Source organism: Ruegeria sp. CDSC045 (assembly GCF_059610725.1).
In genome coordinates, this window is sequence record NZ_JBXWOE010000007.1 from 147,829 (window position 1) to 173,799 (window position 25,971).

Annotated in this window: 21 protein-coding genes; 10 read left to right on the plus strand and 11 right to left on the minus strand. The window is 56.6% G+C overall.

Annotation, left to right across the window (positions count from 1 at the left end; genetic code table 11):
* From AC2FH6_RS13745 to AC2FH6_RS13755, 3 genes are read right to left on the minus strand one after another with little or no spacing between them, the layout of a single operon-like run.
* Entirely contained in the window at window positions 1-696 is a 696-nt protein-coding gene (locus AC2FH6_RS13745; RefSeq protein ID WP_142636210.1) for a PIG-L deacetylase family protein, read from the minus strand.
* Complete coding sequence (locus AC2FH6_RS13750) at window positions 693-1,607, minus strand: methionyl-tRNA formyltransferase (RefSeq protein ID WP_496703163.1); 915 nt, start codon at window positions 1,605-1,607, stop codon at window positions 693-695. The genes AC2FH6_RS13745 and AC2FH6_RS13750 overlap by 4 nt, the downstream gene beginning before the upstream one ends.
* Window positions 1,604-2,209, minus strand: a complete 606-nt coding sequence (locus AC2FH6_RS13755; RefSeq protein WP_142636214.1) for a sugar transferase — start codon at window positions 2,207-2,209, stop codon at window positions 1,604-1,606. Before AC2FH6_RS13755 ends, AC2FH6_RS13750 begins: the two co-directional genes overlap by 4 nt.
* 1,074 nt (window positions 2,210-3,283) lie before the next feature.
* Between AC2FH6_RS13755 and AC2FH6_RS13760 the strand changes: the two genes are divergently transcribed.
* The 10 genes from AC2FH6_RS13760 to AC2FH6_RS13805 all read left to right on the plus strand — a co-directional run bounded on the left by AC2FH6_RS13760 (window position 3,284) and on the right by AC2FH6_RS13805 (window position 14,886).
* Window positions 3,284-5,164 carry a polysaccharide biosynthesis protein gene (locus AC2FH6_RS13760; protein WP_496703165.1) on the plus strand — a complete coding sequence of 627 codons (1,881 nt, stop codon included), beginning with the start codon at window positions 3,284-3,286 and terminating at the stop codon, window positions 5,162-5,164.
* Window positions 5,165-5,248: 84 nt separating this feature from the next.
* A complete protein-coding gene (locus AC2FH6_RS13765) occupies window positions 5,249-5,671 on the plus strand; it encodes a GtrA family protein (protein WP_496701905.1) in 423 nt (140 codons plus the stop codon).
* 1 nt (window position 5,672) lies between these two features.
* Entirely contained in the window at window positions 5,673-7,307 is a 1,635-nt protein-coding gene (locus tag AC2FH6_RS13770) for a glycosyltransferase family protein (RefSeq protein WP_496703167.1), read from the plus strand.
* A 96-nt stretch (window positions 7,308-7,403) separates the two neighbouring features.
* Window positions 7,404-8,213, plus strand: coding sequence for a glucose-1-phosphate cytidylyltransferase (rfbF, locus tag AC2FH6_RS13775; protein WP_496703168.1), 810 nt, complete (start codon window positions 7,404-7,406; stop codon window positions 8,211-8,213).
* Between the two features lie 8 nt (window positions 8,214-8,221).
* Window positions 8,222-9,355, plus strand: a complete 1,134-nt coding sequence (gene rfbG, locus AC2FH6_RS13780; protein ID WP_496703170.1) for a CDP-glucose 4,6-dehydratase — start codon at window positions 8,222-8,224, stop codon at window positions 9,353-9,355.
* 24 nt (window positions 9,356-9,379) lie between these two features.
* Window positions 9,380-10,582 (plus strand): DegT/DnrJ/EryC1/StrS family aminotransferase, encoded by a 1,203-nt coding sequence (locus AC2FH6_RS13785; RefSeq protein ID WP_142636227.1) that lies wholly within the window; start codon window positions 9,380-9,382, stop codon window positions 10,580-10,582.
* On the plus strand, window positions 10,582-11,826 hold the full coding sequence (locus tag AC2FH6_RS13790) for a class I SAM-dependent methyltransferase (protein WP_496703171.1): 1,245 nt from the start codon (window positions 10,582-10,584) through the stop codon (window positions 11,824-11,826). The genes AC2FH6_RS13785 and AC2FH6_RS13790 overlap by 1 nt, the downstream gene beginning before the upstream one ends.
* Window positions 11,827-11,836: 10 nt before the next feature.
* Window positions 11,837-12,784 carry an NAD-dependent epimerase/dehydratase family protein gene (locus tag AC2FH6_RS13795; protein WP_496689371.1) on the plus strand — a complete coding sequence of 316 codons (948 nt, stop codon included), beginning with the start codon at window positions 11,837-11,839 and terminating at the stop codon, window positions 12,782-12,784.
* Window positions 12,745-13,764: a glycosyltransferase family 2 protein gene (locus tag AC2FH6_RS13800; protein ID WP_185956666.1), complete on the plus strand. Its 1,020-nt coding sequence runs from the start codon at window positions 12,745-12,747 to the stop codon at window positions 13,762-13,764. The genes AC2FH6_RS13795 and AC2FH6_RS13800 overlap by 40 nt, the downstream gene beginning before the upstream one ends.
* A gap of 3 nt (window positions 13,765-13,767) precedes the next feature.
* Window positions 13,768-14,886 carry a glycosyltransferase family 4 protein gene (locus AC2FH6_RS13805; RefSeq protein WP_496691626.1) on the plus strand — a complete coding sequence of 373 codons (1,119 nt, stop codon included), beginning with the start codon at window positions 13,768-13,770 and terminating at the stop codon, window positions 14,884-14,886.
* Here the strand turns inward: AC2FH6_RS13805 and AC2FH6_RS13810 are convergent.
* The 8 genes from AC2FH6_RS13810 to AC2FH6_RS13845 all read right to left on the minus strand — a co-directional run bounded on the left by AC2FH6_RS13810 (window position 14,861) and on the right by AC2FH6_RS13845 (window position 25,927).
* Window positions 14,861-15,517, minus strand: a complete 657-nt coding sequence (locus AC2FH6_RS13810) for an HAD family hydrolase (protein ID WP_496703173.1) — start codon at window positions 15,515-15,517, stop codon at window positions 14,861-14,863. The two genes, AC2FH6_RS13805 and AC2FH6_RS13810, sit on opposite strands and share 26 nt — an antisense overlap.
* Entirely contained in the window at window positions 15,517-16,488 is a 972-nt protein-coding gene (locus AC2FH6_RS13815) for an ATP-grasp domain-containing protein (protein WP_496703175.1), read from the minus strand. Before AC2FH6_RS13815 ends, AC2FH6_RS13810 begins: the two co-directional genes overlap by 1 nt.
* Window positions 16,489-16,643: 155 nt before the next feature.
* Window positions 16,644-20,018, minus strand: a complete 3,375-nt coding sequence (locus AC2FH6_RS13820) for an error-prone DNA polymerase (protein WP_496703177.1) — start codon at window positions 20,016-20,018, stop codon at window positions 16,644-16,646.
* Window positions 20,015-21,493, minus strand: a complete 1,479-nt coding sequence (locus AC2FH6_RS13825; RefSeq protein WP_496703179.1) for a Y-family DNA polymerase — start codon at window positions 21,491-21,493, stop codon at window positions 20,015-20,017. The genes AC2FH6_RS13820 and AC2FH6_RS13825 overlap by 4 nt, the downstream gene beginning before the upstream one ends.
* A 258-nt stretch (window positions 21,494-21,751) precedes the next feature.
* Window positions 21,752-22,858 (minus strand): peptidoglycan-binding protein LysM, encoded by a 1,107-nt coding sequence (locus AC2FH6_RS13830; protein WP_496703181.1) that lies wholly within the window; start codon window positions 22,856-22,858, stop codon window positions 21,752-21,754.
* 44 nt (window positions 22,859-22,902) lie between these two features.
* Complete coding sequence (locus AC2FH6_RS13835) at window positions 22,903-24,144, minus strand: transporter substrate-binding domain-containing protein (RefSeq protein ID WP_142636243.1); 1,242 nt, start codon at window positions 24,142-24,144, stop codon at window positions 22,903-22,905.
* Window positions 24,145-24,163: 19 nt separating this feature from the next.
* On the minus strand, window positions 24,164-24,952 hold the full coding sequence (locus tag AC2FH6_RS13840) for a PP2C family protein-serine/threonine phosphatase (protein WP_281995081.1): 789 nt from the start codon (window positions 24,950-24,952) through the stop codon (window positions 24,164-24,166).
* Window positions 24,953-24,955: 3 nt separating this feature from the next.
* Window positions 24,956-25,927 carry an FHA domain-containing protein gene (locus AC2FH6_RS13845; protein ID WP_496703183.1) on the minus strand — a complete coding sequence of 324 codons (972 nt, stop codon included), beginning with the start codon at window positions 25,925-25,927 and terminating at the stop codon, window positions 24,956-24,958.
* Between the last annotated feature and the right edge of the window lie 44 nt (window positions 25,928-25,971).

Consider the following 25,971-nt stretch of genomic DNA (forward strand, 5'->3'; position numbering starts at 1 on the left):
TCAGATAACCGACCTGACCAAGACAAAGCCCTCAGCCGCGGCCCGGTGAACCGTCGCGCCACGCAAAGTTGCCAACGCTTTCAAGCTCTGAACCGAACGCTCGTGCGGGGGCTGTTTGACCTGGCTTGCAAATAACTGGAAGGCTTCCAGTTTACGCTCCAATGTATCCGAAATGTCCACAAACATGTTCGGCACGAATGGCGGCGTCAGATATGGCGCGTTCCAATTTGTCTCGGACAGCGTCTCATAGGCCGCGATCGTCGTCGGGTATTTGTCCTGATAAGGTCGGCTTGCCACCAAAGTCGAAAGGAAACTCAACTGGTGGTCCAGATGGATGTCGCCGGGATGCGGCGCCAGGATGACACTTGGGTCGAGGTCACGGATCAGCGTCCCCAGACCTGCGTTCAGGTCACCATGGGGGTGCTCAGCCAGTTCGGCGGCAGGGAAGTCCAGCCAGTGCGTATGCGTCACACCAAGATGCTCATGTGCGGCCCGGGCTTCGGCCTGTACATTGGCGATCTGTTCCGTGCTGAACCGGGGCGACCGACCCGTTGTGACAATCGCGATATGGACTGCGCGACCTGCATCTGCCAGTCGTGCGATGGTGCCGCCAGCCCCAAGGACTTCATCATCCGGGTGCGGAGCAACCACAAGTACCGGTCCGTCCTGTCCGTCAAAAGGTGTCAGCGCTGTCATTCGGAATTCCTGAGCTTTGAGTGCAGATCGGGCGGCGCATCGGCGCCGGTCCAGTTTATGATGTCCAGACATTTCCCATCCCCACAGGCGACCGTAAACCGGTTTCCTTCGATGGCCTGTATCTGACCAGGCAGGCCGATATAGTAGCCCTGCAGGGCGGTTTTCTGTACACCCAGCAGGACCAACTTCTCACCGGATGCAGAATACGTGTAAGCGCCGGGATAGGGCGGCCCGACTGCGCGTATCAACCGGTTAATCTCTGCCGCCGGTCTGGTCCAGTCGATCAGGCCGTCCTCGGGCCGCCGCCGCGCACAAAGGCTGATCCCGGTTTCCGGTTGCGGCGCCGCCGGGATGTCACCTTCGGAGATTTGTGTCAAAAGCTGAGGCAGCAGCTGCGTCAGGGCCTGAAGCGCCCGGTCATACAGCTCGCGCGCTGTTACCGTGTCGGGATCGACCGCATATCGAGCTTGCGCCGCAATCGGGCCGTCATCGGCCCCTTCGCCAAGCCAGAACAATGACGCGCCTACATCGGTTTCGCCCAATATGACAGTCCAGGGGATCACACCGCGTCCGCGCAGACGGGGCAGTGCGGATGGGTGAAACCCGACGCATCCGATCTTTGCCTGGGCTCGAAATTCCGGCCCGCATATCTGAGACCACCCGATGACCAGTATCAGATCAGGTTTTACGGCTTGAATGGTTTTGATTGTTCCGGCCGAGTCACTTTTGGCCGTATAGTGGACAGGAATATCATACCGATCTGCAGTGGGTTTGAGATCTGCAAAATCAGAGTGCCGGTGGGACAAGTCCGGCGGTAGTGTCACCACCAAATCCGGTACAAACCCTCGGGCACATATGGCGGATAAGGCGACATGCGATCCTTCGACCGCCCCCACAAATACCGTCTTCATGCAGGTGTCTCCTTTCGGCTGTCCAGCCAGTTGTCTGCGGCCTGAATTCGGTCAGGGCGTTTATGCTCTCCGGCCAAGGCTACCATAATGGTTTCGAACAATATCTTCAGATCAAGCGACAGTGACCGGTGCGCGACATACCATAGATCCAGCTTTAGCTTCTCGTCATTTGAAAGCGCGGTATTGCCGCTGACCTGAGCCCACCCTGTCAGACCGGGCCGAACCGTGCAGCGCACCCGCCCATTGTCTCCAAACTCTTCGATGGTTTCGGGAAGCAGGGGACGGGGGCCAACAAGGGCCATATCTCCGCGCAAGATGATCACAAGCTGGGGCATCTCATCCAGCCTTACGCGGCGCAGAAGCTTGGTGGTTTTTGTCTGACGTTCCGAATCTGGCAGCAAAGCCCCGCTTTGATCGCGTGTGTCGGACATTGTTCTCAGCTTCCAGATGCGAAAGACGCGCCCGTTGCAGCCTGCCCGCCGTTGGCCAAAAAACAAAGGTCGCCCGACCGAAAACAGCACAATCACACAACCCGCCAGAAAAAAGGGCAGCGCGATCGTGCCCGCGATCAGGCAACACAGTATTTCGAGAAATCTGTTCATATTCAAACCCAAGAACTGTAGCTGAAAACTACGAATATCAAACCAAGAACCAACATCTCTCCGGATCATCCTGCTGGCCGGATCCAAGTTCCGGCGCACTGATACGAAGTCTGGGCTGAGTTGATCCCAAATCGATTCTCGATTCAAGCGGCAGAGCTGACCGGCACCCTGACTATGCGGAAATTTTTCCAAGCATGCGCCAAGTTCACAAAGCCTTTGTCAGGAAAACCGGCCTGCGACTCATTAGAGGATTGGCCGAAAGGAGTTGTCATCTTTGTTGCGTCTTGGTTCACAATGCCCCGATAGGGGCTTATTGTGGATCGATTGGGCAATATTGAGACCCGGACAGCGGCCCCCGAAGATTTCATCGGATTGAGAAAATGACTGTAATTTTCCCCGTGAGATTAGCATTTCTCTTGTTTACGCTAGGTCAATCGGCGCTCAAGTCAGCCGAAACAGGGAGGAATTTCTGCAACCCTCAGCAAAATATCAGTCAAAGAGTACTTCAGGAAACGCTGCAATTCGTTAATGAAGTGTGAAGAAATTACTTTTGAGGGCGCGGAAACGTATGTTAGCGTTGAAGGAGATTGAAGAAATTGCGCTAACCGGCGAACCAGAGGAACAATTTTGTTACTTGCGCGAATTATTATTATTAACGAGTGAAGTGAGTGTGTTCAACTTGGGCGATTGAGACAAGCTCAAGTGAAGGGGGCAAAACAAAGATACGGGTACAAGGCTTTCGGTTGATCATCTGATCGCGAGCCTTTGGTTTATATAGGACAGCTGCAAGCGGTCTGTGAGTGATCAGTTGGGAGCTGTGGCAATGTTTTGATGCTGCAGGACCCTGTTGGGTAACGATGTACGAGTAATTCTCGACCGGAATTGAGCCGGTGATGAGATAAAGGGGTGAGGTAAATGGTTTCGGGTTTTCATTGCTGGCAAACGCAGATTGTTAGTGAGTTGCGTGCCAATCATCGATTAGTCTTTGGAGACATTGTTGCTTCGTCTTTCTCAGCCGTAGTGGCAATCAATCTTGCGAATGGTGGAACGGTAGCGCAACAGATGGCGCCAGCCATGTTCCCGCTGATGCTCTTGTCCAGCCTGATTGGACTGGCGGTTTTCCCGCTTGCGGGCATGTACCGGCGCCACACACGCTCGACATCACTGCGAGACATTCGTCTGATCCTGCGGGGATCGACAATGTTGGTCCTGTGCCTCATGGCTGCCAGTGCAGTTTTCGAAGTGACCAAGGCTGTACCCTTCGCGGCCTTCATTATTCAGCTTGGCTTGATGATCCTTCTGCTCAGTGCCCTGCGTGTAGTTGCCCGTAGCCGTGAGCTGAATCGCCAGAATGCGCGGTTGATGGCCGAACATCAGGACAAGGTTCCGGTGCTTTTGGTTGGCACGGGTGCAAGTTGTGATCTGTTTGTCAGGTCTTTGCGGAATACGCATTCCAAGTATCAGCCGGTGGGCATTATTGACGATGCGCGCAATACCATGGGGCTGTATTTCCACGATGTTCAGATTATCGGATCTCTTCTGGATGCCGATCGCGTGGTCGAGCGGCTTAAAGCCTGGGATCATTTGCCCAGACGCTTGTTCCTGACCGAACCGATCACGCATTTTGAAAGTGACGGCATCCGCAAGCTGACCAGCTGGTGTGAATCCAACGGTATCGCTGTCTCACGCGTGCCGGGTCTTGGGGAAGAAGGCCAGGATGCGGCCAACGGTTGTATTATCAACCCGGAGGAAATTCTCGAGCGGCCACAAAAAGCTGTCGAACGCTCGATGTTGCGCGAGATGTTCCGTGGGCGCCGCGTATTGGTGACCGGTGCCGGTGGTTCGATCGGTAGCGAACTGGCACGTCAGATAGCCTCTTTCGATCCGGCGGAACTGGTGATGATCGACCATTGCGAGTTCAACGCCTATTCCATCGACATGGATTTGTCGCAGAACTTTCCAGATGTTCCCCGGCGGATGTATATCGCAAGCATTCGCAATGCGTCGCGTGTGAATGACATCTTTGAACGTCATCGCCCCGAGTTGGTATTCAATGCCGCAGCCCTGAAGCATGTTCCGATGGTTGAGATGAATCCCTGCGAGGGCGTTTTGACCAATGTGATCGGAACCCGTAACGTCGCGGATGCGGCCCGGAACTATGGTGCCATCGCGATGGTACAGGTTTCCACGGACAAGGCTGTAAACACCACCAATGTGATGGGTGCAACCAAGCGCGTTGCTGAGTTCTACGTTCAGGCGCAGGACCGTGTAACCAACGGAACCGAGGAAGAAACCCGGTTCTTCTCGGTACGGTTTGGCAATGTTCTGGGGTCGTCGGGCTCACTGATCCCGCTGTTTCAACGTCAAATCTCGAACGGTGGTCCGCTGACCGTGACCGATCCCCGGATGGAACGGTACTTCATGACCATCCGTGAGGCCGTGCAACTGACTCTGGTTGCGGCTGCAAGCGGGTTGAAAATGGAAAGCAGCCACGGAGAGATATTCGTTCTGGATATGGGTCGGCCGGTCAAGATCGTGGATTTGGCCGAACGGATGATCCGCCTCGCCGGGCTAAAGCCTTATGAGGATATCGACATCGAATTCATTGGAATTCGTCCAGGCGAAAAGCTGTTCGAGGAATTGTTTGATGCGTCTGAGAAGCGCCACGAATGTGGCATTCCGGGCGTCGGATCCGCACGGCCCGAGGGCATTCCCGTCGCCCGCCTGCGCGCCATGATCCGGAAACTGGAACAGGCTGCGGCAGAAGGTGACGAACTGGCAGCCAAGCGCCTGCTGAAAGAGCTCGTGCCTGGGTATGGTGCAAATGGCCTGCGTCCGGTTCCGATCTCGGAATTTTCATCCAAGCCCATTTTCAAAAGCGCTGGCACAAACGCAGCAAATGCGGTCAATCAGTCTGAAGGAGAAAACCCGGAACTGCTGCCCGCTGGCAGCTGATTTAGCATTGTTTTTTCTGGTGTCGGTTATTTTGCCGAATTTGGTTTCTGTGTTTAATATTTCCGCCGAAAGGGCCAACATTTGATGGCGAGGCTTAATATACGCTCGGCTTTTGCGCCGTCAGAGGAACGTGCGCAGGTGGTACGGTTTCTCTGGGCCGGCCTGATCAACACGGCGTTTGGCTATAGCGTGTTTGCCCTTTTGATTTTTGCGGGCATGCATCCACAGCTTGCGCTTCTGCTTCAGTTTATCTTGGGTGTGATCTGGAATTTTTGTATCCACGCCCGGTTTGTCTTTGGCGTGCAGGGATACCGCCGTTTCCCGCTTTATGCGATGTCTTATGTCGTGCTGTATTTTGTGAATGCGCTGCTTTTGCGCGGATTGATGCAGGTTGGGCTTGATCCCTATCTGGCACAGGCGGTCGCATTGGGGCCGGTTGTCATATTGTCTTACCTCATGATTTCGCGTGCGCTTGGCCGGGGTCAGGCGTTGGATCGGAGGGGCTGAGATGAGCGATGCGAGAATATCAAGCTTTAAGGGCACCACCCCGTCAAGTACGCGCATGGGTGCTATGCTTGGGATCGTGACCGCTGGTCTGGGGCTTGTGTTGCTGATTGCCGGTTTGTTCGGCCGCCTGATGACCTATGATCTGCGCCGGGATGAGCTGATGTTCGTCCCTCCGGCGCGTTTGCTCGGAGAGTGGGAGCTCTATTCGGACTTCTTCTACAATCACGTCCCTTATTCGGCGTGGTATTACCTTGGGTCCGGCATTCTGTTCGATGAGTTCGGCCTGTTGGGGTCCGCTCGGATCGGCCTGTTTCTGGCCTGGCTTGGATTGATCGCTGCAACTGGCTGGGTAACGCTGCGCTTGTCGGGATCGCCGGTTCTCGCCGTCTTTTCAGTTATCGGCATCGTGACATGCGAGCTGTTTCTGACCGGCGCCGGTATGGCCGCAACCAACAATCTGTTGCCACTGCCATTTGCGGTCATCGGGCTTGGCCTGTTTTTGATCGAGACGTCAAAGCCCGCGCCGCGATTTTTGACGCTGGTCCTATCGGGCGTCGCATTGTCTATTGCGGCGGGGATGAAGGTCAGTGCGGTACTGTTTATTCCGCCGATTGCTCTTGCCGCATTCTTGTTGCCAGCGGATGTTTCGATGGCACGACGACTGAAAGCCGTGGTTCTGCCGCTGCTGATCGGAGGGTTGATCGGGGCCTTGCCCCTGTTTGCCTTCCTGCTCGCTGATCCGGGCGTCTTTCTGGCGCATGTCTTGGGGTTTCACACCGGACCACATGTCGCCTATTGGGAGGCCAACGCCGCAACAGAACCAGGGCTGGCCCTGGGATTGTCGGGCAAGTTGATGCTGGCCCATTCGGCATGGGTGGCCGGAGTGGGCTTGGTGATGGTTATGGCCATTCTGTCCGTGCTTTGGATTATCCTGCGTGGTGGTGCGCGTGTCGACGAAATGCAGCCCTCGCAACTGCGGCATGGTGGTGTTGTTCTGGCGATCATTATCTTGACTGCCTCGATGGCTTTTGTCCCAACGCCCGGTTTCCCGCAATATTATATCCAGCCTCTGGTCTGTCTGCCTCTGCTGCTCGCGGTTCTGTTCCGTCGGCTTGACCCGCCACGGCGGCACGAGGCAGTGCCTGTGCTTGTGGCAGGTATTGTCTTGATGGTCATCCTGGGACTCCCGCGTATCGGGATGGGCCTGGTCTCGCTGACAGAGCCTTCGAAGTTCACCTCGGCCCGTTTTGCCGGTTCCGGCGCTGTCCTGCGGGATGCGGTGGCAGGCAGTGCACTGCCTGATGGTCCGGTCGCGACTTTGCTGCCGATCTATCCGCTTGAGGCGGGCTTGAGCGTTTATCCAGAATTTGCAACGGGGCCATTCGCTTACCGAATTGCACCCTTCACGGACCCGGAACTTGCCGGCAAATACGTGATGGCAGGCGCCGAAGACTTACCGGCTCTGTTTGCAGATAACCCGCCTTCGGCTTTCCTGCTTGGATACGATTCCGTTCTGGAAGCCCCATTGTTGAGCTATGCGCGGGCAAACAACTACCGCCCGGTCGAATTATCAGGTCTGAGCAACCGCTACGGCCAAGGTGTGGTATACTTGAAAGCTGCAGGGGCTGAACAATGACCAGTGCCTGCGCGACTCAACCTGCCTATATTTTTCCTGGGCGGGCCCATTCACATGACCATCAATTCTATTGATCGAATAAAGGAAGGATAGACAATGAAAACGGTACTTCTGGCTGGTGGACTAGGCTCGCGTCTGGCCGAAGAAACGGTTTCCATTCCCAAGCCCATGGTTGAAGTGGGCGGGCGTCCGATCATCGCACGCGTGATGGATATCTACAGCCATTTCGGGCATCGTGATTTTGTTGTGGCTGCCGGGTACAAAGCATTGCTGCTGAAGCAGTTCTTTGCCAATTATCACCTGATCGCCAACAATATTTCGGTATCGTTGGACACTGGGGAATTGCAACTGGTCCCTTCTGCTCCGGGCGGGTGGAATGTGTCAGTGGTCGACACCGGTGCGCATACCATGACCAGTGGTCGTATCCGTCGGCTCAAGGATTGGCTGACTCCTGAGGAGCCGTTTATGTGCACCTATTCGGACGGCGTAGGAAATATCGACATCAATGCACTGATTGATTTCCACAAATCACACGGCAAGCTGGCGACCGTAACTGCGGTTCAGCCCCCGGCGCGGTTTGGTAACATCGAGCTCAAGGGCGACAGGGTTGACGCCTTCACAGAAAAAGTCCGCAATCGCGAAACCTGGATCAATGGCGGCTTCTTCGTCTTCGAGCCGGGCGTCTTGGACTATATGGTTGATGACAATGAGCCGCTGGAACAGACCCCGCTGACCCAGATGGCCCGCGACGGAGAGCTGATGGCCTATCGCCACGATGGGTTTTGGCATCCGATGGACACTCTGCGCGACAGGAATACGCTGGACGGTCTGTGCGAAGGTGAAACGCCGCCCTGGCTTAATTTCAACGAAGGTTCGGGCAAGAGCTACCCAGCTCTGGCGATATGAGGTGAACCGTGAGCGGGCAGGTCAATTCTCAGTTTGATGGCGTTTTTGCCGGCCGCCGTGTTCTTGTGACCGGGCATACCGGATTCAAGGGCGGGTGGATTTGTGCATGGCTGAGGCGTCTGGGGGCAGAGGTGACAGGCTTGTCATTGCCTCCCGAACAGGGGCATTCATTCTTTGATGCCTGTTCTGTTGACGGGCTGACCGACAGCCGGATTGCGGATATCCGCAATCGTCAGGCGGTGCTGGATACACTGTCAGGGGTGGACGCTGAAATCGTGTTCCACATGGCTGCACAGCCTTTGGTGCGCCGGTCCTATAGGGATCCTGCCGAAACCTTTGCGACCAATGTATCTGGAACCGCCCATGTTCTGGATGCCGCTTTGGGGATGCGCTCGTTGAAGGCGGTGGTCGTTGTCACCAGTGACAAATGTTACGACAACAAGGAATGGACCTGGGGTTATCGCGAAAACGATCCGATGGGCGGCAGGGACCCGTATAGCGCCTCGAAAGGCTGTACCGAGCTTGTGGCGCAATCTTATGGTCATTCCTTCTTTTCATCAGCGGATGGGCCGCAACTGGCAACAGTCCGGGCCGGGAATGTGTTCGGAGGGGGCGACTGGGGCGAAGATCGGCTTATCCCCGACGTGATCCGCGCATCCGAGGCGGGCGAACCGGTGGTTATCCGCAACCCGCTCAGCGTGCGCCCCTGGCAGCATGTTCTTGAACCGCTGTCGGGCTATCTGGCCTTGGCCGCGCGAATGTATCGGGATGGGCAAAGCTTTGCTGGCGCCTGGAATTTTGGCCCTGATGTGTCGGGGACGGTGGATGTCCGGCAGTTGGCAACCTTGATGCAGGATGCCTGGGGCGACGGAGCGCCACAGTTTTCGATGGCGTCTGCTGAACAGACATCTGCCGCGCCGCATGAGGCAGGTATTCTTCGACTGGACAGTACTAAGGCGCAAACGGGATTGGGTTGGCGTCCGCAACTGACATTGCCCGAAGCCGTTCGCCTGACAGTAGACTGGTACAAGGCCCATGCCGCCGGTTCGGAGATGGGTGGGATCACAAACAATCAGATCGGGTTCTACAGTGACCTGATGTCTTCACGGGATTTCGACCGGGCTCCGGTCGCCGCGCAATAGCGGGTTATTGAGGAGAAAAGAATTATGCGAGTGAATTACGGTCAAACCGTGCATGGCCAGGAGGAGATCGACGCGGTTGTCGAAGTTCTGAAAACGTCCACCCAGATGGGCCCCAAAGTGCGCGAGATGCAGGAAAAAGTGGCTGCTTTGTTTTCCAAACGCCACGGCATCATGGTGAACTCGGGGTCATCGGCGAACTACCTCGCGGTCGAGATTCTGGACTTGCCAAAGGGCAGCGAAGTTATCACTCCGGCCCTGACTTTTGCCACGACGGTTGCTCCGCTTGTCCGTCAGGGCCTGATCCCGACATTTGTGGATGCCGCGGTCGGGACCTATAATATCGACGTAGACGCGATCGAACGCATGATCACGCCAAATACATCTGCCGTCATGATCCCGTCACTGATCGGAAACCTGCCAGATTGGCGCCGTATCCGCGAGCTGGCCGATGCGCATGGTCTGAAGGTAATTGAAGACAGCGCTGACACGCTGGGCGCAACCATCGACGGTACAAGCACGGGCGTCTATTCCGACGTCTCTACCACCAGCTTTTACGGCAGCCACGTCATCAATGGCGCCGGGAATGGTGGCATGTTGTGCGTGAATGACGAAGAGCTTGGCCGCAAGGCGCTGTTGCTGAGGTCCTGGGGGCGGTCGTCCTCGCTGTTTGTGGAATCCGAGGCCATCGAGAACCGGTTCAACGTCAAACTGGACGGGATCGAGTATGATGCCAAATTTCTGTTCGAGGATCTTGGCTATAACGTTGAACCTTCGGAAATCAGCGCGGCATTCGGGTTGGTGCAGCTGAGCAAACTGGACAACAACATCCGCGTGCGCGAAGAGGCCTTCGCTGCTCATCGCGCCTTTTTTGCCCGCTATGAAGACTGGTTCATCCTGCCTGAACAACTGCCGAACTCGCGCACCGGGTGGCTGGCCTTCCCGCTGACATTGCGCGAAGGTGCCCCATTCACGCGGCGCGAGATGCAGATATTCCTTGAGACTTCAGACATTCAAACTCGGCCTGTCTTTACCGGAAACATTCTGCGTCAGCCTGCCATGAAGCAAGTAGAATACCGAGCAGATCCCGCGGGCTATCCCAATTCCGATGCGGTTATGCGCGGGGGTATCCTGCTGGCTTGTCACCATGGTCTGATACAAGCGCAAATCGATTATATGCATGCAAAATTTGAAGAATTTGCATTGAAATTCCAAGGAGCACTGGTCTGATGAACGATCAAAGCATCAATACGTCTGTTCGCACGACCTGCCGTACCTGCCGGTCTACCAACCTTATGCTTGTGCTGCCGATGGGCGATCACCCGCCCGCCAATATGTTCGCACGGCCCGAGCAAAAGGATGTTCCGCAACCGGCTTTCCCGCTGAATACTCAGGCCTGTCTGGATTGTGGCTTGATCCAGGTTGCAGATCAGGTGCCTGCTGATTTCTTTACGGACTATCTTTATGTTCCGTCCGGTGCGGCAACTATGCACACGCATTTCGCCGAACTCGCCTCGGTCGCGGTAGAGCGTGCGCAAGGTGGGCTGATCATTGATATCGGTTGTAATGATGGGCTGATGCTGTCCCATGCCAACGATCAGGGCGGGCGCACATTGGGTATCGACCCGGCGGCCAACCTAGCCAAGATTGCCGGCGAACGGGGCGTTCGGGTCCATGTGGACTTTTTCAACCGCGCCACCGCGCAGCAGATTCGTGAAACCGAAGGGCCGGCCAGCGTCATCACGACGACCAATACCTTCAACCATATAGACGATCTGCACGGCTTTACCGAAGGTGTTCTGGACCTGTTGACAGATGACGGCGTCTTCATCATCGAAGTGCCTTGGGGCAAGATGATCCTCGAGACCAACGAGTTCGACAATGTTTATCACGAACATGTCTCTGAACTGAGCCTTCTGTCCGTCGTCAAACTGGGCCAGTCCGTTGGGCTCGATGTAGTGGATGTCACAAAACTGCCGGTTCATGGCGGTTCGATGCGCGTGTTCATGCAACCCGCCGCGCTGAACAAAACCCCGGCGCCGATTGTTGCTGATATGCTGGCTGACGAAGATGCCGCGGGCATGACCAACAAAGAGGCATACGAAGCATTTGCCGAGCGTGTTCACGCGATGCAGGACAGCCTTGTTTCCATGCTGGCCGAGCTTAAGGCATCTGGCAAAACGATTGCTGGCTACGGTGCGCCCGCTAAGGGTAATACGCTGTTGAACTACTTTGATATCGGCACGGAAACTCTGGATTTTCTGGTTGACCGGAACACGTTGAAACAGGGCCTGTATTCGCCGGGCAAGCTTATTCCTGTATTGGCCCCCGAAGCGGTCATGGAACGCAAACCTGATTACCTGTTGGTTTTGGCCTGGAACTTCTTTGACGAAATCCGCGAGCAGATGGCTGATTTCGAAGCCGCTGGCGGCAAGTTCATCGTGCCTTTGCCAATGCCAGTAGTTATTCCCTGAAGGGAAAACAATGACGCGCGTACTGATCACCGGAGCCAGCGGATTCATCGGCTCTCATCTGGCTCGGGCCTGTTTGGCCCGGGACGATGAGGTCGCTGTGCTTACGCGGCCGGGTTCCTCTCTGGACCGTTTGCAAGGTGTTTCGGGAATCCGCGTTTTCACCGATGGGTATTCGGATGTTGCCGCGATCAAACGCGTCGCGAATGCGTTCCGACCCGAGGTAGTTCTGCATACCGCCGCGCAGACAAAATTTGCCGAGACTGATGACCTGGCAGATCTGAATGCCAGTATTTTGCAAAATCTCTCGACGCTGGTTGCGATCCTGTCGGCTTTGGCCATCTGTGATCAGCCACCCAATGCGTTTGTGCGCACCGGATCCATTGCGGAATATGGCGATATCAAGCTGCCCTATGTCGAAACTTCGCGAGAGAACCCGCGAAATTCCTATGGCGCGTCTCTGGTGGCCGGAACGCAATATATTGAAATGGCTCAGCCCCGGCTGCCGTTCAAGGCTGTTACGGCTCGGTTGGCGCTGACCTATGGTCCCGGACAGTCAGAAGATTTCTTCATACCCCATGCCATTGGCCGCCTATTGCGGAAAGCCCCGGTTTTCCTTCATCGTCCACATGATCGGCGTGATCTGATACATATTGACGACATAGTCGAAGCGCTGCTTTTGATTGTTGACGCGCCGGACAAGGCGGGGTCGGTCATCAATGTTGTCACTGGCGATGCTCCGGATATGGCAGCAGTCGCAGGAGAGTTGCAGGTGTTGACCGGAGCAGCTCCGGATATGGTTTCCTCTGCGCCGCCGAAGGATGACCCGGTATTGTTGGTTTCGGATCCTTCACAGATGGCGGAACGTTATGGCTGGTCGGCAAAAATCGCTTTGCGTGAAGGCCTTGAAAGGACGGTTCAATGGACAAAACAGTCACAACAAGCGGAGATGAACGCGTGACTTTGGTTTCAATCCTGATCCCCGCTTTGAACGAAGAAGATAATGTTCGCACGGCCTATGAACGTGTGACCAAAGTGTTTGACGATCTGCCCTCTTATGAGCCCGAGATCATTTTCACTGACAACCATTCCACGGATCGTACATTTGAAATCCTGTCGGATATTGCTGCTGCTGATCCCCGTGTCCGGGTCATCCGGTTTGCCCGCAATATGGGATATCAGTCATCAGTTCTGACGGCCTATCGATCCGCAAACGGGGCCTGTTCGATCCAACTGGATTGCGACATGCAGGACCCGCCCGAACTGATCCCGCAGATGCTGGATACCTGGCGGCAGGGATATCACGTGGTATACGGCATTCGCCGTAGCCTGCCGGACGGACCCATCGTCGCTGCCGCGCGGCGAGGCTTTTATGCTTTGATCGACATGATCAGCAATGATGATTTGCCGAGAAATGCGGGCGAGTTTCGGCTGACTGACCGGCGTATTCTGGACGAGCTGCGCCGGGTCGATGATCGCTCTCCTTATGTTCGCGGGTTAATCAGTGGGATGGGTTTCCGCCAGATCGGCTTTGAATATGATCGCAATGCGCGCACCGCTGGCGAGTCGAAATTTCCGTTTCGGGCCATGCTGTCGCTTGCTGTCGACGGGCTGATCAACCACTCGCTTCTGCCCTTGCGCCTTGCCTCGATGATCAGTCTGACGGTTGGCACAGGGACGTTTTTGTTGATGATCGGATATGTGATCGGCAAGCTGTTCTTTGGCCAGAACTGGCCGGGCGGTTTTGCCACGACCACCATCCTGTTGCTGCTGTCGATGACCTTGAATGCGATGTTCCTGGGAATAATGGGCGAATATATTGGGCGGATTTTCCTGCAGTCCAAAGACCTGAACCGGCCCATTGTCGAACAAGAGTTGAACCGTCCGGAAACTCTGGATCTGGTACAGCAAGCTGATCGTGTAAAAAGCGCCGCTGAGTGAAAAATGAAACTGTTATTGGTGCAAGCTGGGTTCGGAGCAGGCGGTGCGGAAAAGATCGCCGCAATGATCGCCGCGCATCGGATCTCGGCCGGGGATGAGGTTCACGTCGCCGGGATGGCGACAGAGGATTCTGGTTCCTACTTCGCCTATCCTGAGTGCGCGCATTTACACATGATTCAGCCGCTAAAGATCTCGCGGCGACTGACGCAGGCACGGCGCTACTTGCATATTCGCAAGGTCATCCGGGCTGTGCGTCCCGATCTGATCATCTCGTTTCTGACCAAGGTGAATGTGCTGACCATGTTGGCCGCGCGTGGAACCGGGGTGCCTGTCGTGATCTCTGAGAGGAACAACCCGCTGGTTCAAAGCGGAAATCCCATGTGGCTGAAAGCGGTGAACAGGCTTGCGCGGGGGGCATCCGGAATTGTCATGCAGACCGAACGTGCGCGTTTGGATTTGCCTGCGGACCTGATCCCAAAGGCCAGTGTAATCCCCAATCCATGTGCTCCGCTGGGGGGGATCCACATCGGGTCCGGACAGACCCGGCTTGTGGCTGTCGGGCGTTTGGATCGTCAAAAGGGGTTCGATATGCTGCTGCGGGCAATGCCCGAAGTGCTGCGCGACAACCCAGACATCCGGTTGACGATCTTTGGCGAGGGCCCAGAGCGCGACGCGTTGGAACAGCAGATCTCTGCTGCGAATTTATCGGATGTCGTATCATTGCCCGGCGCCAGCCCAAAACCCGGAGACTGGATGCAAGACGCGGATATTCTTGTATTCCCGTCTCGCTTTGAAGGGTTCCCGAATGTAGTTGCCGAGGCCACGGTCACAGGTCTGCCGGTCATATCGTTCGATTGCGCCTATGGGCCACGGGAATTGATCCGCGACAGGGAAAACGGATTGCTTGTTCCGGCCGAGGATGTTGCCGGTCTGACCAAGGCGATTTTCAGCCTGTCAAAGGATGATGCCTTACTGAATAAAATGCGTCAGAATGCGCGCCATAACAGGGAATGGCTGGAACCGCAGCACGTCCTGTCGGACTGGGATTCTTTGATTGCCAATGTGCAAATCGGAGTTGCTGCCAAAGCCGGCACGGCTAAAGGTCTGACAGAACTTCTGTAAGCTGGTCTAAGCTGGTGACCGTGGCATATGCGGTATGCTGGGTACTGGGTGGAATAGGATCATGAACCGCTCCGGGCCGGAGGATTTGAACCGTCCGCCAGCCTCGGGCATTCGGGGTGATAAAGTCCTTGGCCGGATTGTCCGCGACATAGACCATTCTGCGCGGGTTTTGCGCGGCCAATTCCATCTCTTCATAGGCGCGGGGATGCGGTTTCCCGTAGCCATCCGGCCAGGCGCCGGTCGGGCGGATATGCGCAATAAAGCGGTCCAGATCCAGCGCGGCGATCTTGTTGCGCTGCATCTTTTCGGGCCCGTCGGTGATCAACCCCATCGGCTGATCTGCGTTTGTCAAAAACCGCTCGGCGTCTTCGCACAGCGAAATGAGGGGCGGGTGTGATCGGTATTTGGTGATCAGGTCCTGTATGAAAGCATCGGTCGCATCGAGGCCGGTCTGCGCGCAAGCCACATTGAATATGCGTCGTCTTTCCCCCGCATTGTACGCGGCCTGACACCGTTGTCCGAACCCTTCAGCGCCGGTTTTTTCGTGGACCCAACCGTTCAGCCAGTTATAGCCGCTAAAGGCAAAATCTCGCTCCAGATACAGGGTGTCGTCCAGATCAAATACCAGCATCAGCCCTGATACACCGCACTGTCATATCGCATCATTTTCACACCATCGCGCCAGTTGTTATGAGCGGTTGACGGTAATTCGGCGACCTCTTCCAAAAGCCACTGTGCGAACTGTGCGCCCGCATGATCGGCCAGAGGGTAGCCACCCCCGAAACGCGCATTGATCTCAAGCACTGCGGGGCCATGTTCTGGGTCATCGATGATCTGAAAACAGGCGACACCGCGCAGATCGGGCAGGGCCTGTGCAATGCCTTCGGCGATGGTTTGCAGATCATTGCGTCGCCTGGTTTCACCCTTTTCAACCTCACCGGCGCGAATTTGAATGCGCAGATGCGGGATCACCGTGCAGAGCTGACCCGAGGCATCTACAAACATGTTGATTGTGTATTCCGGTCCGTTCAGCTTGTCCTGAAAGATCATCGGTTCGGGGAATTCAGAGGGGACATCAGCGAGGGTTTCGAATACATCCAGCCCCCGGCTTGCACTGCCGCCGCTTGGTTTTGCAAAGATGGGCCAACTGATGTCCTGTGGCCGCTCTAGCAATTCCTGATGATCCAATGTGCGCGGAACTGGAACCCCGGCTTCGGACAGTTTCTGGATTGTCAGGCGCTTGTCCCGGACAACCTCGATCACGTTCACCGGCGAGACATGGACTCGCGCGCCCAGATTGGCAAAGGCGGGTGCGGCCTGTGCCAGGGGCATCAGTTCCGGGTCGATTGTGGGGATCACCAAGCTGACCCCGTGTTGACGCACAATCTCGAGGATCGAGGTTGCATAATCGGGGCTGTCACATCGCGGCACGGCGGCGGCGTGATCGGCCAGTGCACAGGCCGCGCTTTCATTTGGGTTCAGGTCGCAGGCGATGATGGTCAGATCAACATCCAGACGTTCCGCAGCCGCCCTGAAGCATTGCAACAAGCCAACACGGCGACCCGCCGACGTAATCAGGATTGCCAGACATTTTCGCGCCATCGGAAACTCACCAATTCATAAACAATTATACGTGCTTAACCTAGCACAGGGTGTCTTGCCCTGTGAACGGGGTAGGGGTGAGTTTGCCTCAATATTGTTTTGAGTTGCGGCAATCCGACAGTGCGGACCCTGCCAGAGATATGCAGCAGTGCGGTTCAATGAAAATCCCGGCTTGGAAACAGCCGCTTTGCCTGATCCCGTGGGTGCATTGCCCTGGCAGGATAGCGGGATTTCTTCGGTGTATCATCAGTGCGGGACCCTTCGGTGCTTAGGACCTCTGGTTGCGGGTGCCCCAATTCGGAAAGCTTATGTGACATGTCCTGAACGTCCTGGGCGATCAGGTGCACGATAATCCCTTCACGCTGCAGATACCCTGTGATCCGCAGCAGGCGCCCGCCCATCACGGCCCGGCGGAAACGCTCATAAACCTTGGGCCAGACCACCACATTGCTGACCCCGGTTTCATCCTCTAGCGTCAGGAAAATTATACCCGACGCCGTGCCCGGCCGCTGACGGGTGATAACCAGACCACAAACGCTGTGCCGCCCCAGGGGCACCTCTAGCAAGGCGACATGTGTGGTCAGCCCTGGCAGAGAGGGGCGCAGCAGTTCCATCGGGTGGGCCCGCAGGGTCAGGCGGGTGGCAACATAATCCTCGACCACCTCTTCGCCCAGCTGCATGGCGGGCAGGTTGACCGGGGGTTCGTGAACCGTTTCCCCGTCAATCGGATCATTGAACAAGGGCAGAGGTTTGGGGCTTTGAATGGCTTTGACCTGCCAGAGTGCATCGCGCCGGGTCAGCCCCATATCGGAAAAAGCGTCTGCCTCGGCCAGGCGCGTCAGTACATCAGGCCGCAGCCCCGCACGCAGCCACAGCGCCTCTGGATCCTGATATCCATTGCCGCGGGCGGCCTCAATCCAGCCGGCGTCTTCTTCCCTGAACCCCTTGATCTGGCGGAATCCCAGCCGCAGCGCCAGCGCGCCATCGGGGCGGCGTTCCAGTATATTGTCCCACTCGGAATGATTGACGCAGATAGGGCGGATTTCGACCCCATGCTCGCGGGCGTCGCGCACGATCTGAGCGGGCGCGTAAAACCCCATGGGTTGAGAGTTCAAAAGCGCGCAGGCAAAGATCGCCGGGTGATGGCGTTTCAGCCAGGCGGAGACATAGGCAAGCATGGCAAAGGCCGCCGCATGGCTTTCCGGGAACCCGTAATCGGCAAAGCCTTCGATCTGGGAAAAACACTGCTCAGCTACTTTGATGTCATAGCCGTTGCCCAGCATCCCATTGATGAATTTATCCCGGAATGTGCCGATTGTGCCCATTCGCCGGAACGTGGCCAATGAGCGGCGCAGATGGTCGGCCTCTTCCGCCGTGAATCCGGCCCCGACCACGGCAATCTGCATGGCCTGTTCCTGAAACAGGGGGACGCCCAATGTGCGCGCTGTCACCTGTTCCAGTTTCGGGCCAAAGGGTTCGGGGTTTTCCAGCCCATTGCGTCGCCGGATATAGGGCTTCACCATATCCCCTTGAATGGGGCCAGGGCGCACAATCGCAACTTCGATTATCAGGTCATAAAGCTCGCGGGGGCGCATCCGGGGCAGGAAATTCATCTGTGCCCGACTTTCGACCTGAAAGACGCCGATCGCATCCGCCCGGCAGAGCATGTCATATGTGGCGGTGTCGTCCTGAGGCACCTTGGCGATGCTCAGGGTCTGGCCTTCATGCTGTTGCAGCAGGCCAAAGGATTTGCGCAGACAACTGAGCATACCAAGCCCCAGCACATCGACTTTCAGGATGTTCAGAGCATCAATATCATCTTTGTCCCAGCAGATGACGGTGCGGTTTTCCATTGCGGCATTTTCAATCGGGCAAAGCTCGTCCAGGCGTCCTTTGGTGATCACAAAACCACCAACATGCTGGGACAGATGGCGGGGAAATCCGATGATTTCGCCAATCAGATGAATGGTTTGCATGAGGCGCCGGTCGCTGAGGTCCAGCCCCAGCTCGCGAATACGGTCTAGATCAACGCCGCCATTGCTCATGCCCCAGATCTGGCTCGACAGCCCAGCGGTTACATCCTGCGACAGCCCCATGACCTTGCCCACCTCGCGAATGGCTGCACGGGTGCGGAAATGGATGACAGTTGCGCAAAGACCAGCACGTTCGCGGCCATATTTCTCGTAAATCCACTGGATCACCTCCTCACGCCGCTCATGCTCGAAATCGACATCAATATCCGGCGGCTCGCCCCGGTATCTGGACACGAATCGCTCAAAGACCATGGCGATCTGGTCGGGGCTGACATCCGTGATGCCCAAGAGGTAACAGAGCACCGAATTGGCCGCGGACCCGCGCCCCTGACACAGAATGCCCTGCGACCGGGCATATTGTACGATGTCATGTACAGTCAGGAAATAAGCGGGAAACTGCAGATCCGCGACCACCGCCAGTTCCTTGCGCATCAGCCCGACCACCGTGTCGGGCGGCCCTTCGGGGTACCGGCGCTGCAACCCTTCGTGTGCCAGACGTTCCAGACGCGTTTGCGGATGTTCCCCGCTTGCAATCTCATCGGGGTATTCATACGAAAGCTCCGCCAGATCAAAGCTGCACCTGTCGGCAATCTCCATCGTGCGCCGCAAGGCGCTGGGGTGATGGCGGAACAGCCGGACCAGATCATGGCCGGATTTGAGGCGGCGTTCGGCATTGGGCAATGCGCGGGTGCCGATCTGATCAATCGTGATATTTTCACGCATGCAGGTCAGGATATCGGCCAGTTGCTTGCGGTGGGCGCGGTGCATCAGAACATCCCCGACCGCCACCATGGGGGCGCAGCTCTTCTGGGCCAGTTGTGCGCATTCGGCCAGGTAGGCCTGATCGCTGCCGTCATAGCGCGGAACAGCGCCCAGAAAAACATGATTGGGAAAGCGCCGTCGCACGGTCCGAATATCTGATGCGGCCTCTGACAGGGTGGTCTGGGGCAGGGCGATCAGGATCATGCCCTTGCAGGCCGTCAGCATGTCTTGCGTATAGAGCTCGCAATCGCCCTTATCTGTACGCCGTTTGCCCAGAGTCAGCAGGCGGGCCAAGCGTTTGTAGGCTGCCAGATCACAGGGCAACGCCACCCAATCTACCGCACTGTCGCGCAGCAGCAGCCGGCAGCCGGTAATCAGTTTAGGCAGAACAGTACAGTCCGGTTTCGGAAGCGCCTGCCTGTGGCCAACCTCCTGCCGGGAAGAGGTATCAACACGATGTTCGGATCTGATTTGAAGGGGCTGTTTGGTCTGTCGTTTAAGCTCTCGCAGTGCCGACCATGCGCGCACAACCCCTGCCAACGAATTGTGATCCGTGATAGCTATTGCCGACAATCCCAGCTCGGCGGCGCGCAGGACAAGCTCTTCGGGGTGGGAGGCCCCGGTCAGAAAGGTGAAATTCGTGGTGACACAGAGTTCGGCATAACCCAGCCCCTGTGCATGGGGCTTTGGCATATGGCGGTGCAGGGCGTCTGTCGGGCGGTTTGCTGTGATCATGCGAACTCTCCCTGTACAAACCAGCCCGGATTCTGTGGCGTGTAAAACAGCCAGAGCCTGCGCCCCTGCGTGGTTTCCACTCGCCAGTAATCCCGCAGGCCAGAGCGCCAGCTTTCATCCTGATGCCACCACTCGGGCGCGATGCGTTCGGGGCCCGTGGCATGGCCGGTTGTCAGGGACATACGTCTCCAGCGGAACCGCGCGGGCGGATGCGGGCCGGTTGCCGCAATTGGTTCGGGTGGAAACAGGTAGAGCGGGCGTGGGTTCAGGATGCTCCAGCCGCTGGAGGGGTTGGAATAGGCGGCGGCCGCGATGATGAAACTGTGCTCGGGAATATGGCTGTCCGCAGGTAGGAAACGTTGAATGTTCTCCAGCCCGACCCGGGTGCCCAGCCGGGTGATCAGATCATCCAGCCGGCTCTTGCTGTGGTCCGACACATGGCTGATTTGTTGTACTGGCAGCGCTTCAACCCCGGTGGCCTCCAACCGCATTTGATCAATGCCAAAACCGGCATCTATTTCCCCCAAACCGCGTTCGAACAAAGACAGGATACGCTGAGGATCGCGCAGAGGTCGGGCCAGACGCAGTTCAACCTGCTGGCAGTCCTGGTCCACCCGACGCAATGTCATGCAAAGTTTCCGGGCGCCCATCTCTTGCGCCTTCAGCTTGGCGCAGAGCTGGGCCAACAGCCGTTCGGTACCAGCCATCACGTCCGACAGTAATCCGATGGGGTCCGGCAGGGTCATGCGCACCGCGTAATTGGGGGGATCGGACAGCGGTGTGATTGCTTCGGGTTGCGCGCCCAGAGCCTGATCCAGCCTGAGCAGCAGACCGGGACCAAAACGCCGTGTCAGCGGTGCGCGCGGTGCTGCCGCCAATGTACCAATTTTGCGCAGGCCCATGCGCTGTAAGGCGACCGAGGTCTTCTCATCCAGACGCAAGGCCGCCACCGGCAGCGACTTTAGGGCCGTCAGCATATTGCCAGAGGCTGCGACCCCCTCGTTATAACGGGCAAGCGCCCAAGCCGCACCGCGCGTATCCCCCAACCCGATCTGCACCCAGAGCCCTGCGCGCGCAAACCGTCCGCGCATATCAGCCAACATCGCCTCTTCGCCGCCAAAGAGATGGGCTGACCCGGTGACGTCAAGCACCAGCCCATCCTCGCCTTCCATCCCCACCCAGGGGCAATAGCGCGTTGCCCAGCGACGCAGGATGTGCAGGAAACGCATATCGGCCTGAGGATCGGCTGTGCAGCTTTGCAAAGCGGGGCAAAAGGCGCGCGCATCCGCATAGGACATGCCCTGATGCAGCCCCTGTTCCGCAGCCTGAGCGTTCAGACAATAAATACGATTGGCATTCTGTTGTTTGAGCGTCAGGACAAAGGGCCCATTCACCAGGCGTCGACGCAGAACCCGGTCGCTTGCCAACCGAGGAAACCACAATGAAACGACGCGACGCTGCATTCCATCGAACATGCCAGATACCAATATGTTCTTGATTTGTTCTTTTTATGCTTCCGCTTTTACAGAGTCGAGTCTTTTGGATCAAACGCCGGCAGATAGTGCCACCGGGACCAAGTTGTTTCGGCTTCGAAGGGAAGGTCGGCCCTTTTAGGCATCAAACCGCGGCAGCCATTATTCGGACTCTCATTCCTGTCGCAAAAATCTTTGGATCTTGAAAAAAGACAGGGCCGGTCCAAAGACCGGCCCTGCGACTGTTCATATGTATCGGTATTAGTTTGACGCGGCGTTCAGCTTTTCGTTCTGTTCACGCAGCGTGTCCGAGATGATCGCGTACCATTCGCCGGATTCACGCATTTCGTTCAGGCCCTTGTTGACCATAGCGATGTATTCGCGTGCAAACGGGTTGGTGCGGTGAGCAAGGAAGCTCATCGAGGACAGCGTGGAAACATAGGGGTTTTCTACGATATCTTCCGAGGTCAGGCCCATGTCCTTCATGGTTGCGGCGAAAAGATCGACCTCGAACGCGGCCACATCGGCTGAGCCGGTCAAAACGGCATCCAGACACTCGCGGGCCGAGCTGGGGTGAACCAACGTCAGGTTATCGGAATTCAAGCCAACTTCTTCAAGTACAACCATGCTCCAGCCGTCCATACGACACAGGGTTGCACCTTTGAGGTCTTCGAAGGCCGTCGCTTGTGAGTATTCGCTTTCCGGCAGAGTGAAGAAACCGCCGACGATGTCATAGACCGGAACCGAAGCAACAAACTCGTTGCACCGGGATTCAGTCGCTGCAGACCACTCATAGGTGTGATTTGTACAATCTGGAACTGTCCAGGCGATCGAGATGTCGAATGCGCCGAGCGGCAAGAGAGTTTCCAAATGCGAAGTCCAGTCGTCGACAAAGCTGACCGAGAAATCACGGCTGTTGCCGGCACGCTGAAGACTTGTGGTCGCCAGGCGGGTCATGATCCCACCACCATTCAGACTTTCGGTTGTGAATGGCTCCCATCCGTTACCCGCTACCAGCTTGATTGGCGGGGCGTAGACGTTCGAACGTTTCACACTGGCCGCACGCTTTTCTTCTGCTGCGATCAGTTCCTGTGCTGACTGGCCATTCGGCAGACTACCGTCTTCACAGGGCAAGGACAGAACCAATCCAGGCGCCAGCGCGTTTGGGTTGGTGATGATGTTGCGGTTGGCGTTGAAGATCGGCTGATAGTTCGAGGTGCCATAAGCCGCGATGGCGATGGTCGCCATCGTGTCACCATCCGCGACGGTATAGTTGCTACAGGCTTCCTGTGCTGCGGCAGCTCCGGCGCTCAGGGCGGTGACGGCGGTGGCCGAAATCACGACTTTCTTCAGGTTAAATTTATACATGTCCACTTCCTCCAGACTTTTTTGAGTTTAGGCCGATAAGGGCCTTAGCCATTTTCCATTTGATAACGCAGAGCGGTTGAGACGATGTCGCGCCACTCGCCTGATTGCTGCATGATCGCCAGACCCTGATTAAGCGTTTCAAGGATCGCTTCTCCATCAGGATTATCCTTGTGAGTCATGATGTTAAGAGACTTGATCGCTGCCAGGTTGGGGTTTTCTACAATGCGATGCTCGTAACCCAGCCGACCGATTGCCTCGACGGCCAGATGGGCCTCAATGGCGGCGATGTCGGCGGTTCCATCCATCAATGCATGGAAACATTCATCCGGCGAAACCGGGCGCAGCATCGTGATCGCGGGCTCGTACAGCCCCACCGCGTCCATATGCGACAGGGACCAGCCCTCGGGTCGGCAGATGGTTGCACCGGCAAAGTCCGCATATGTCAGGGTCTCTTCATAGCCCGAACCTTCGCGAGCAAAGAACGTGTCCACAACTTCATAGAACGGGTTCGAGAAATTGTAGGTTTCACAACGTGAACGGTCATTTTCAGACAGTGCATCTGCGTCGTCACAATCTGGACGCGACCACGGGAAGGTTGCGTCAAATGCCAGCGTCGGCATCAACAGATCCAGATGTGAAGACCAGTCATTGACGAACTGGATCTTGTAGGACTGTTCCGGCGCTGCGCGCAACATCGCGGTTTCAACAAGATTTGTATATAGACCACGATGCGGCAGAGCTTCATCCGTGAACGGGGAATAGTTGCCGCCAGTGATCAAAATCAACTGACGATCCCGGATTTCAGGACGTTCACCGGTACCTGCATTGCGAATTAGGGCAGCACCTTCAGCACGCGCGGCCTCGATCTCATCTTTGGCCGCAGCCTTGGCGGCGATGACCGCCTCTGCTTTGGCTTCGGCCACGCGGGACTCGGCTTCGGCGATAGCTTTGGCAGCGCGATCTTCCGCAGCCTTGACAAGTTCGGCGGCCATTTCGGCGGCCATTGCTTCGGCCTCTGTCTGCGGCACGGCAGCCGCGCGCCCGATATCTTCCAAACACGGCAGGGTCAAAACGTCGCCGACGCGGATAACATTGGGATTATTTCCGATTACATCGCGGTTTGCCTCGAAGATGATCCGAAAATCTTCGGTTGAATAGACTGCGATGGTCAGTTCCCGCAGGCTGTCGCCTCGCTGGATTTCATAGGTTGAGCATGCTTCTTGTGCCGAAGCAGCGCCCGTCGCGGCAGCTAGTGCCAGGCTGGATATGATCAGATGGAGTTTCATTGGTCCGGTTGCTTTGCCTCTAGTCGTTTCTTCTGAGTTTGATGACGCCAATCGACGTATTGTCTTGATCCGGGTCGTTCCTGGTTCTCAGTGCCCGCAACAGCGCATCCGCAATATCTTGAGCCAGCGCATCCTCGTTTTCCTCAAGAATTGCCTGAATTTCTGTGTTGCTCAGATATTGCAGCCCATCACTTCCCACGATCAGCACATCCGCGGTGCTAAGACCCAATGGTTCTTCCGGGCAATCGACCTTGGGAATTGCGGCGCCCATTATCACCGAAGTCAGTTGGTTTCGGTCGGGGTGAGACGACGCCTGGTCTGGCGTAAGGGTACCTGCAGCAACCTGAGCATCAATCATCGGAGCCATCGAATGGTCTTCGTTGATTTGGCTGAGGGTACGGTCGCGATAGAGATATAGGGGGCTGTCGCCAATCGAAATCCAGAAGACGCGCTTTTCCAGCAGCAAAACTCCCAACATGGTTGATCCCATGTTGAAATCTTCACCCTGCTCCTCGCAGTAAGTCGAAATCGCGGCATTTGCCTGCATGGCTGCCAAGGGTAAGGCGTCGATCAGCGCAGTCTCAGCCGGAGCGTCTGCTTCAAGTTCGGTATCCAGTGCATCACGCCAGGCTTTGACCACCAGCTCAGATGCCACTTCTCCTGCCGCATGCCCACCCATTCCGTCCGCGACGATGACATAGCCCGCATCTGCTGCGTCGAACATACGCGACGCGACCGCGTCTTCCTGCGTGTCGCGCTGACCCTGATCCAGGATCAGCGCAAGATCATATGCCGGGGTCGCCAGCATCAATTAAACATCCCGCCAATCAAAGCCGTCATCGCAGAAGGCTGCAAACCGGATTGAGGTTTCACTGATCCGGATAAGATCGCCTGTGGAGAGTGGAACTGTGCTGAGAACGGGTTTGCCGTTCAGGCGCACCAGATTGGCCTTGCCGCCATGGCCCAGATAGCATTTGCGGTCTTCCGGGTCATAGGCAATTACCGCATGGTTGCTGCGGGAAATCCCAGTGTCGCCAAAGTCCAGCTGGATCGCCTGGTCATCATTACGCCCAATCTGCATCAGGCCTTCTGTCAGCGTAACGCTGGAACCGCGGCCGGGGCCGGAAGTTACAACAAGCCATCCTACCGGGAATGTCGCCTGCACGGCCTCGGTCTTGGCCATAGCCACCGGCTCGGCTGTTTCCATCAAGTCCTGAACATGCGTATCCGCGCGCTCGAAGCCCAGGAAGGTGGTTTTCACACGGCTGCGTCTGTCTTCTTTTGCCGCAGGAGCAGGCTGAGGTTGTGCCTCGACCTCTGGGGCAGAAGGCGCTTCTGGTTCCGGATCAACTGTCTCGACGACTACGTCTACGACCGGTTCTTCCATCGCCATTTCAGGCGCGGGATCTTCAATCGTGGCTGTCAGTTCTTCGGTTGACACATGCAGTGTCACAACCGGTTCGTCGTCCTTTGGGTCGGCATCAACTGTAACCTCGGTGGCGCTTTGCACTTCGGCGACCACTTCCTCGACGATAATCTCATCGGCAGTGGCTTGTTCTGCTTCGGAGAACTCCGGCATCTTGTCTTCTGGTAATAGTTCTTCGCTTTCATCGTAGCTATCAGCGGTAGTGTTGCCGCCTGCCAGTGCATTACGAAGTGCGTTGAAATCCGCAATCGGTTCAGCGTTATCAGACTCAGGTGCCGCGACCTCCTCGGTTTCGGTCTCTTGAGGTTTGCCGGCACCTTCGAGAAGCCGGCTAAGGGGGCTTTTATATTTAAACATGGTGTCGACACCTTTGTTTCTTGGCACAGGATCTACGTCCCATG

Excerpts from the sequence above, each read along its gene's own strand:
- AC2FH6_RS13745 (WP_142636210.1), bottom strand. The coding sequence starts at position 696 with ATGACAGCGCTGACACCTTTTGACGGACAGGACGGACCGGTACTTGTG.
- AC2FH6_RS13750 (WP_496703163.1), bottom strand. The coding sequence starts at position 1,607 with ATGAAGACGGTATTTGTGGGGGCGGTCGAAGGATCGCATGTCGCCTTA.
- AC2FH6_RS13755 (WP_142636214.1), bottom strand. The coding sequence starts at position 2,209 with ATGAACAGATTTCTCGAAATACTGTGTTGCCTGATCGCGGGCACGATC.
- AC2FH6_RS13760 (WP_496703165.1), top strand. The coding sequence starts at position 3,284 with ATGTTCCCGCTGATGCTCTTGTCCAGCCTGATTGGACTGGCGGTTTTC.
- AC2FH6_RS13765 (WP_496701905.1), top strand. The coding sequence starts at position 5,249 with ATGGCGAGGCTTAATATACGCTCGGCTTTTGCGCCGTCAGAGGAACGT.
- AC2FH6_RS13770 (WP_496703167.1), top strand. The coding sequence starts at position 5,673 with ATGAGCGATGCGAGAATATCAAGCTTTAAGGGCACCACCCCGTCAAGT.
- rfbF (WP_496703168.1), top strand. The coding sequence starts at position 7,404 with ATGAAAACGGTACTTCTGGCTGGTGGACTAGGCTCGCGTCTGGCCGAA.
- AC2FH6_RS13785 (WP_142636227.1), top strand. The coding sequence starts at position 9,380 with ATGCGAGTGAATTACGGTCAAACCGTGCATGGCCAGGAGGAGATCGAC.
- AC2FH6_RS13790 (WP_496703171.1), top strand. The coding sequence starts at position 10,582 with ATGAACGATCAAAGCATCAATACGTCTGTTCGCACGACCTGCCGTACC.
- AC2FH6_RS13795 (WP_496689371.1), top strand. The coding sequence starts at position 11,837 with ATGACGCGCGTACTGATCACCGGAGCCAGCGGATTCATCGGCTCTCAT.
- AC2FH6_RS13800 (WP_185956666.1), top strand. The coding sequence starts at position 12,745 with ATGGACAAAACAGTCACAACAAGCGGAGATGAACGCGTGACTTTGGTT.
- AC2FH6_RS13805 (WP_496691626.1), top strand. The coding sequence starts at position 13,768 with ATGAAACTGTTATTGGTGCAAGCTGGGTTCGGAGCAGGCGGTGCGGAA.
- AC2FH6_RS13810 (WP_496703173.1), bottom strand. The coding sequence starts at position 15,517 with ATGCTGGTATTTGATCTGGACGACACCCTGTATCTGGAGCGAGATTTT.
- AC2FH6_RS13815 (WP_496703175.1), bottom strand. The coding sequence starts at position 16,488 with ATGGCGCGAAAATGTCTGGCAATCCTGATTACGTCGGCGGGTCGCCGT.
- AC2FH6_RS13820 (WP_496703177.1), bottom strand. The coding sequence starts at position 20,018 with ATGATCACAGCAAACCGCCCGACAGACGCCCTGCACCGCCATATGCCA.
- AC2FH6_RS13825 (WP_496703179.1), bottom strand. The coding sequence starts at position 21,493 with ATGTTCGATGGAATGCAGCGTCGCGTCGTTTCATTGTGGTTTCCTCGG.
- AC2FH6_RS13830 (WP_496703181.1), bottom strand. The coding sequence starts at position 22,858 with ATGTATAAATTTAACCTGAAGAAAGTCGTGATTTCGGCCACCGCCGTC.
- AC2FH6_RS13835 (WP_142636243.1), bottom strand. The coding sequence starts at position 24,144 with ATGAAACTCCATCTGATCATATCCAGCCTGGCACTAGCTGCCGCGACG.
- AC2FH6_RS13840 (WP_281995081.1), bottom strand. The coding sequence starts at position 24,952 with ATGCTGGCGACCCCGGCATATGATCTTGCGCTGATCCTGGATCAGGGT.
- AC2FH6_RS13845 (WP_496703183.1), bottom strand. The coding sequence starts at position 25,927 with ATGTTTAAATATAAAAGCCCCCTTAGCCGGCTTCTCGAAGGTGCCGGC.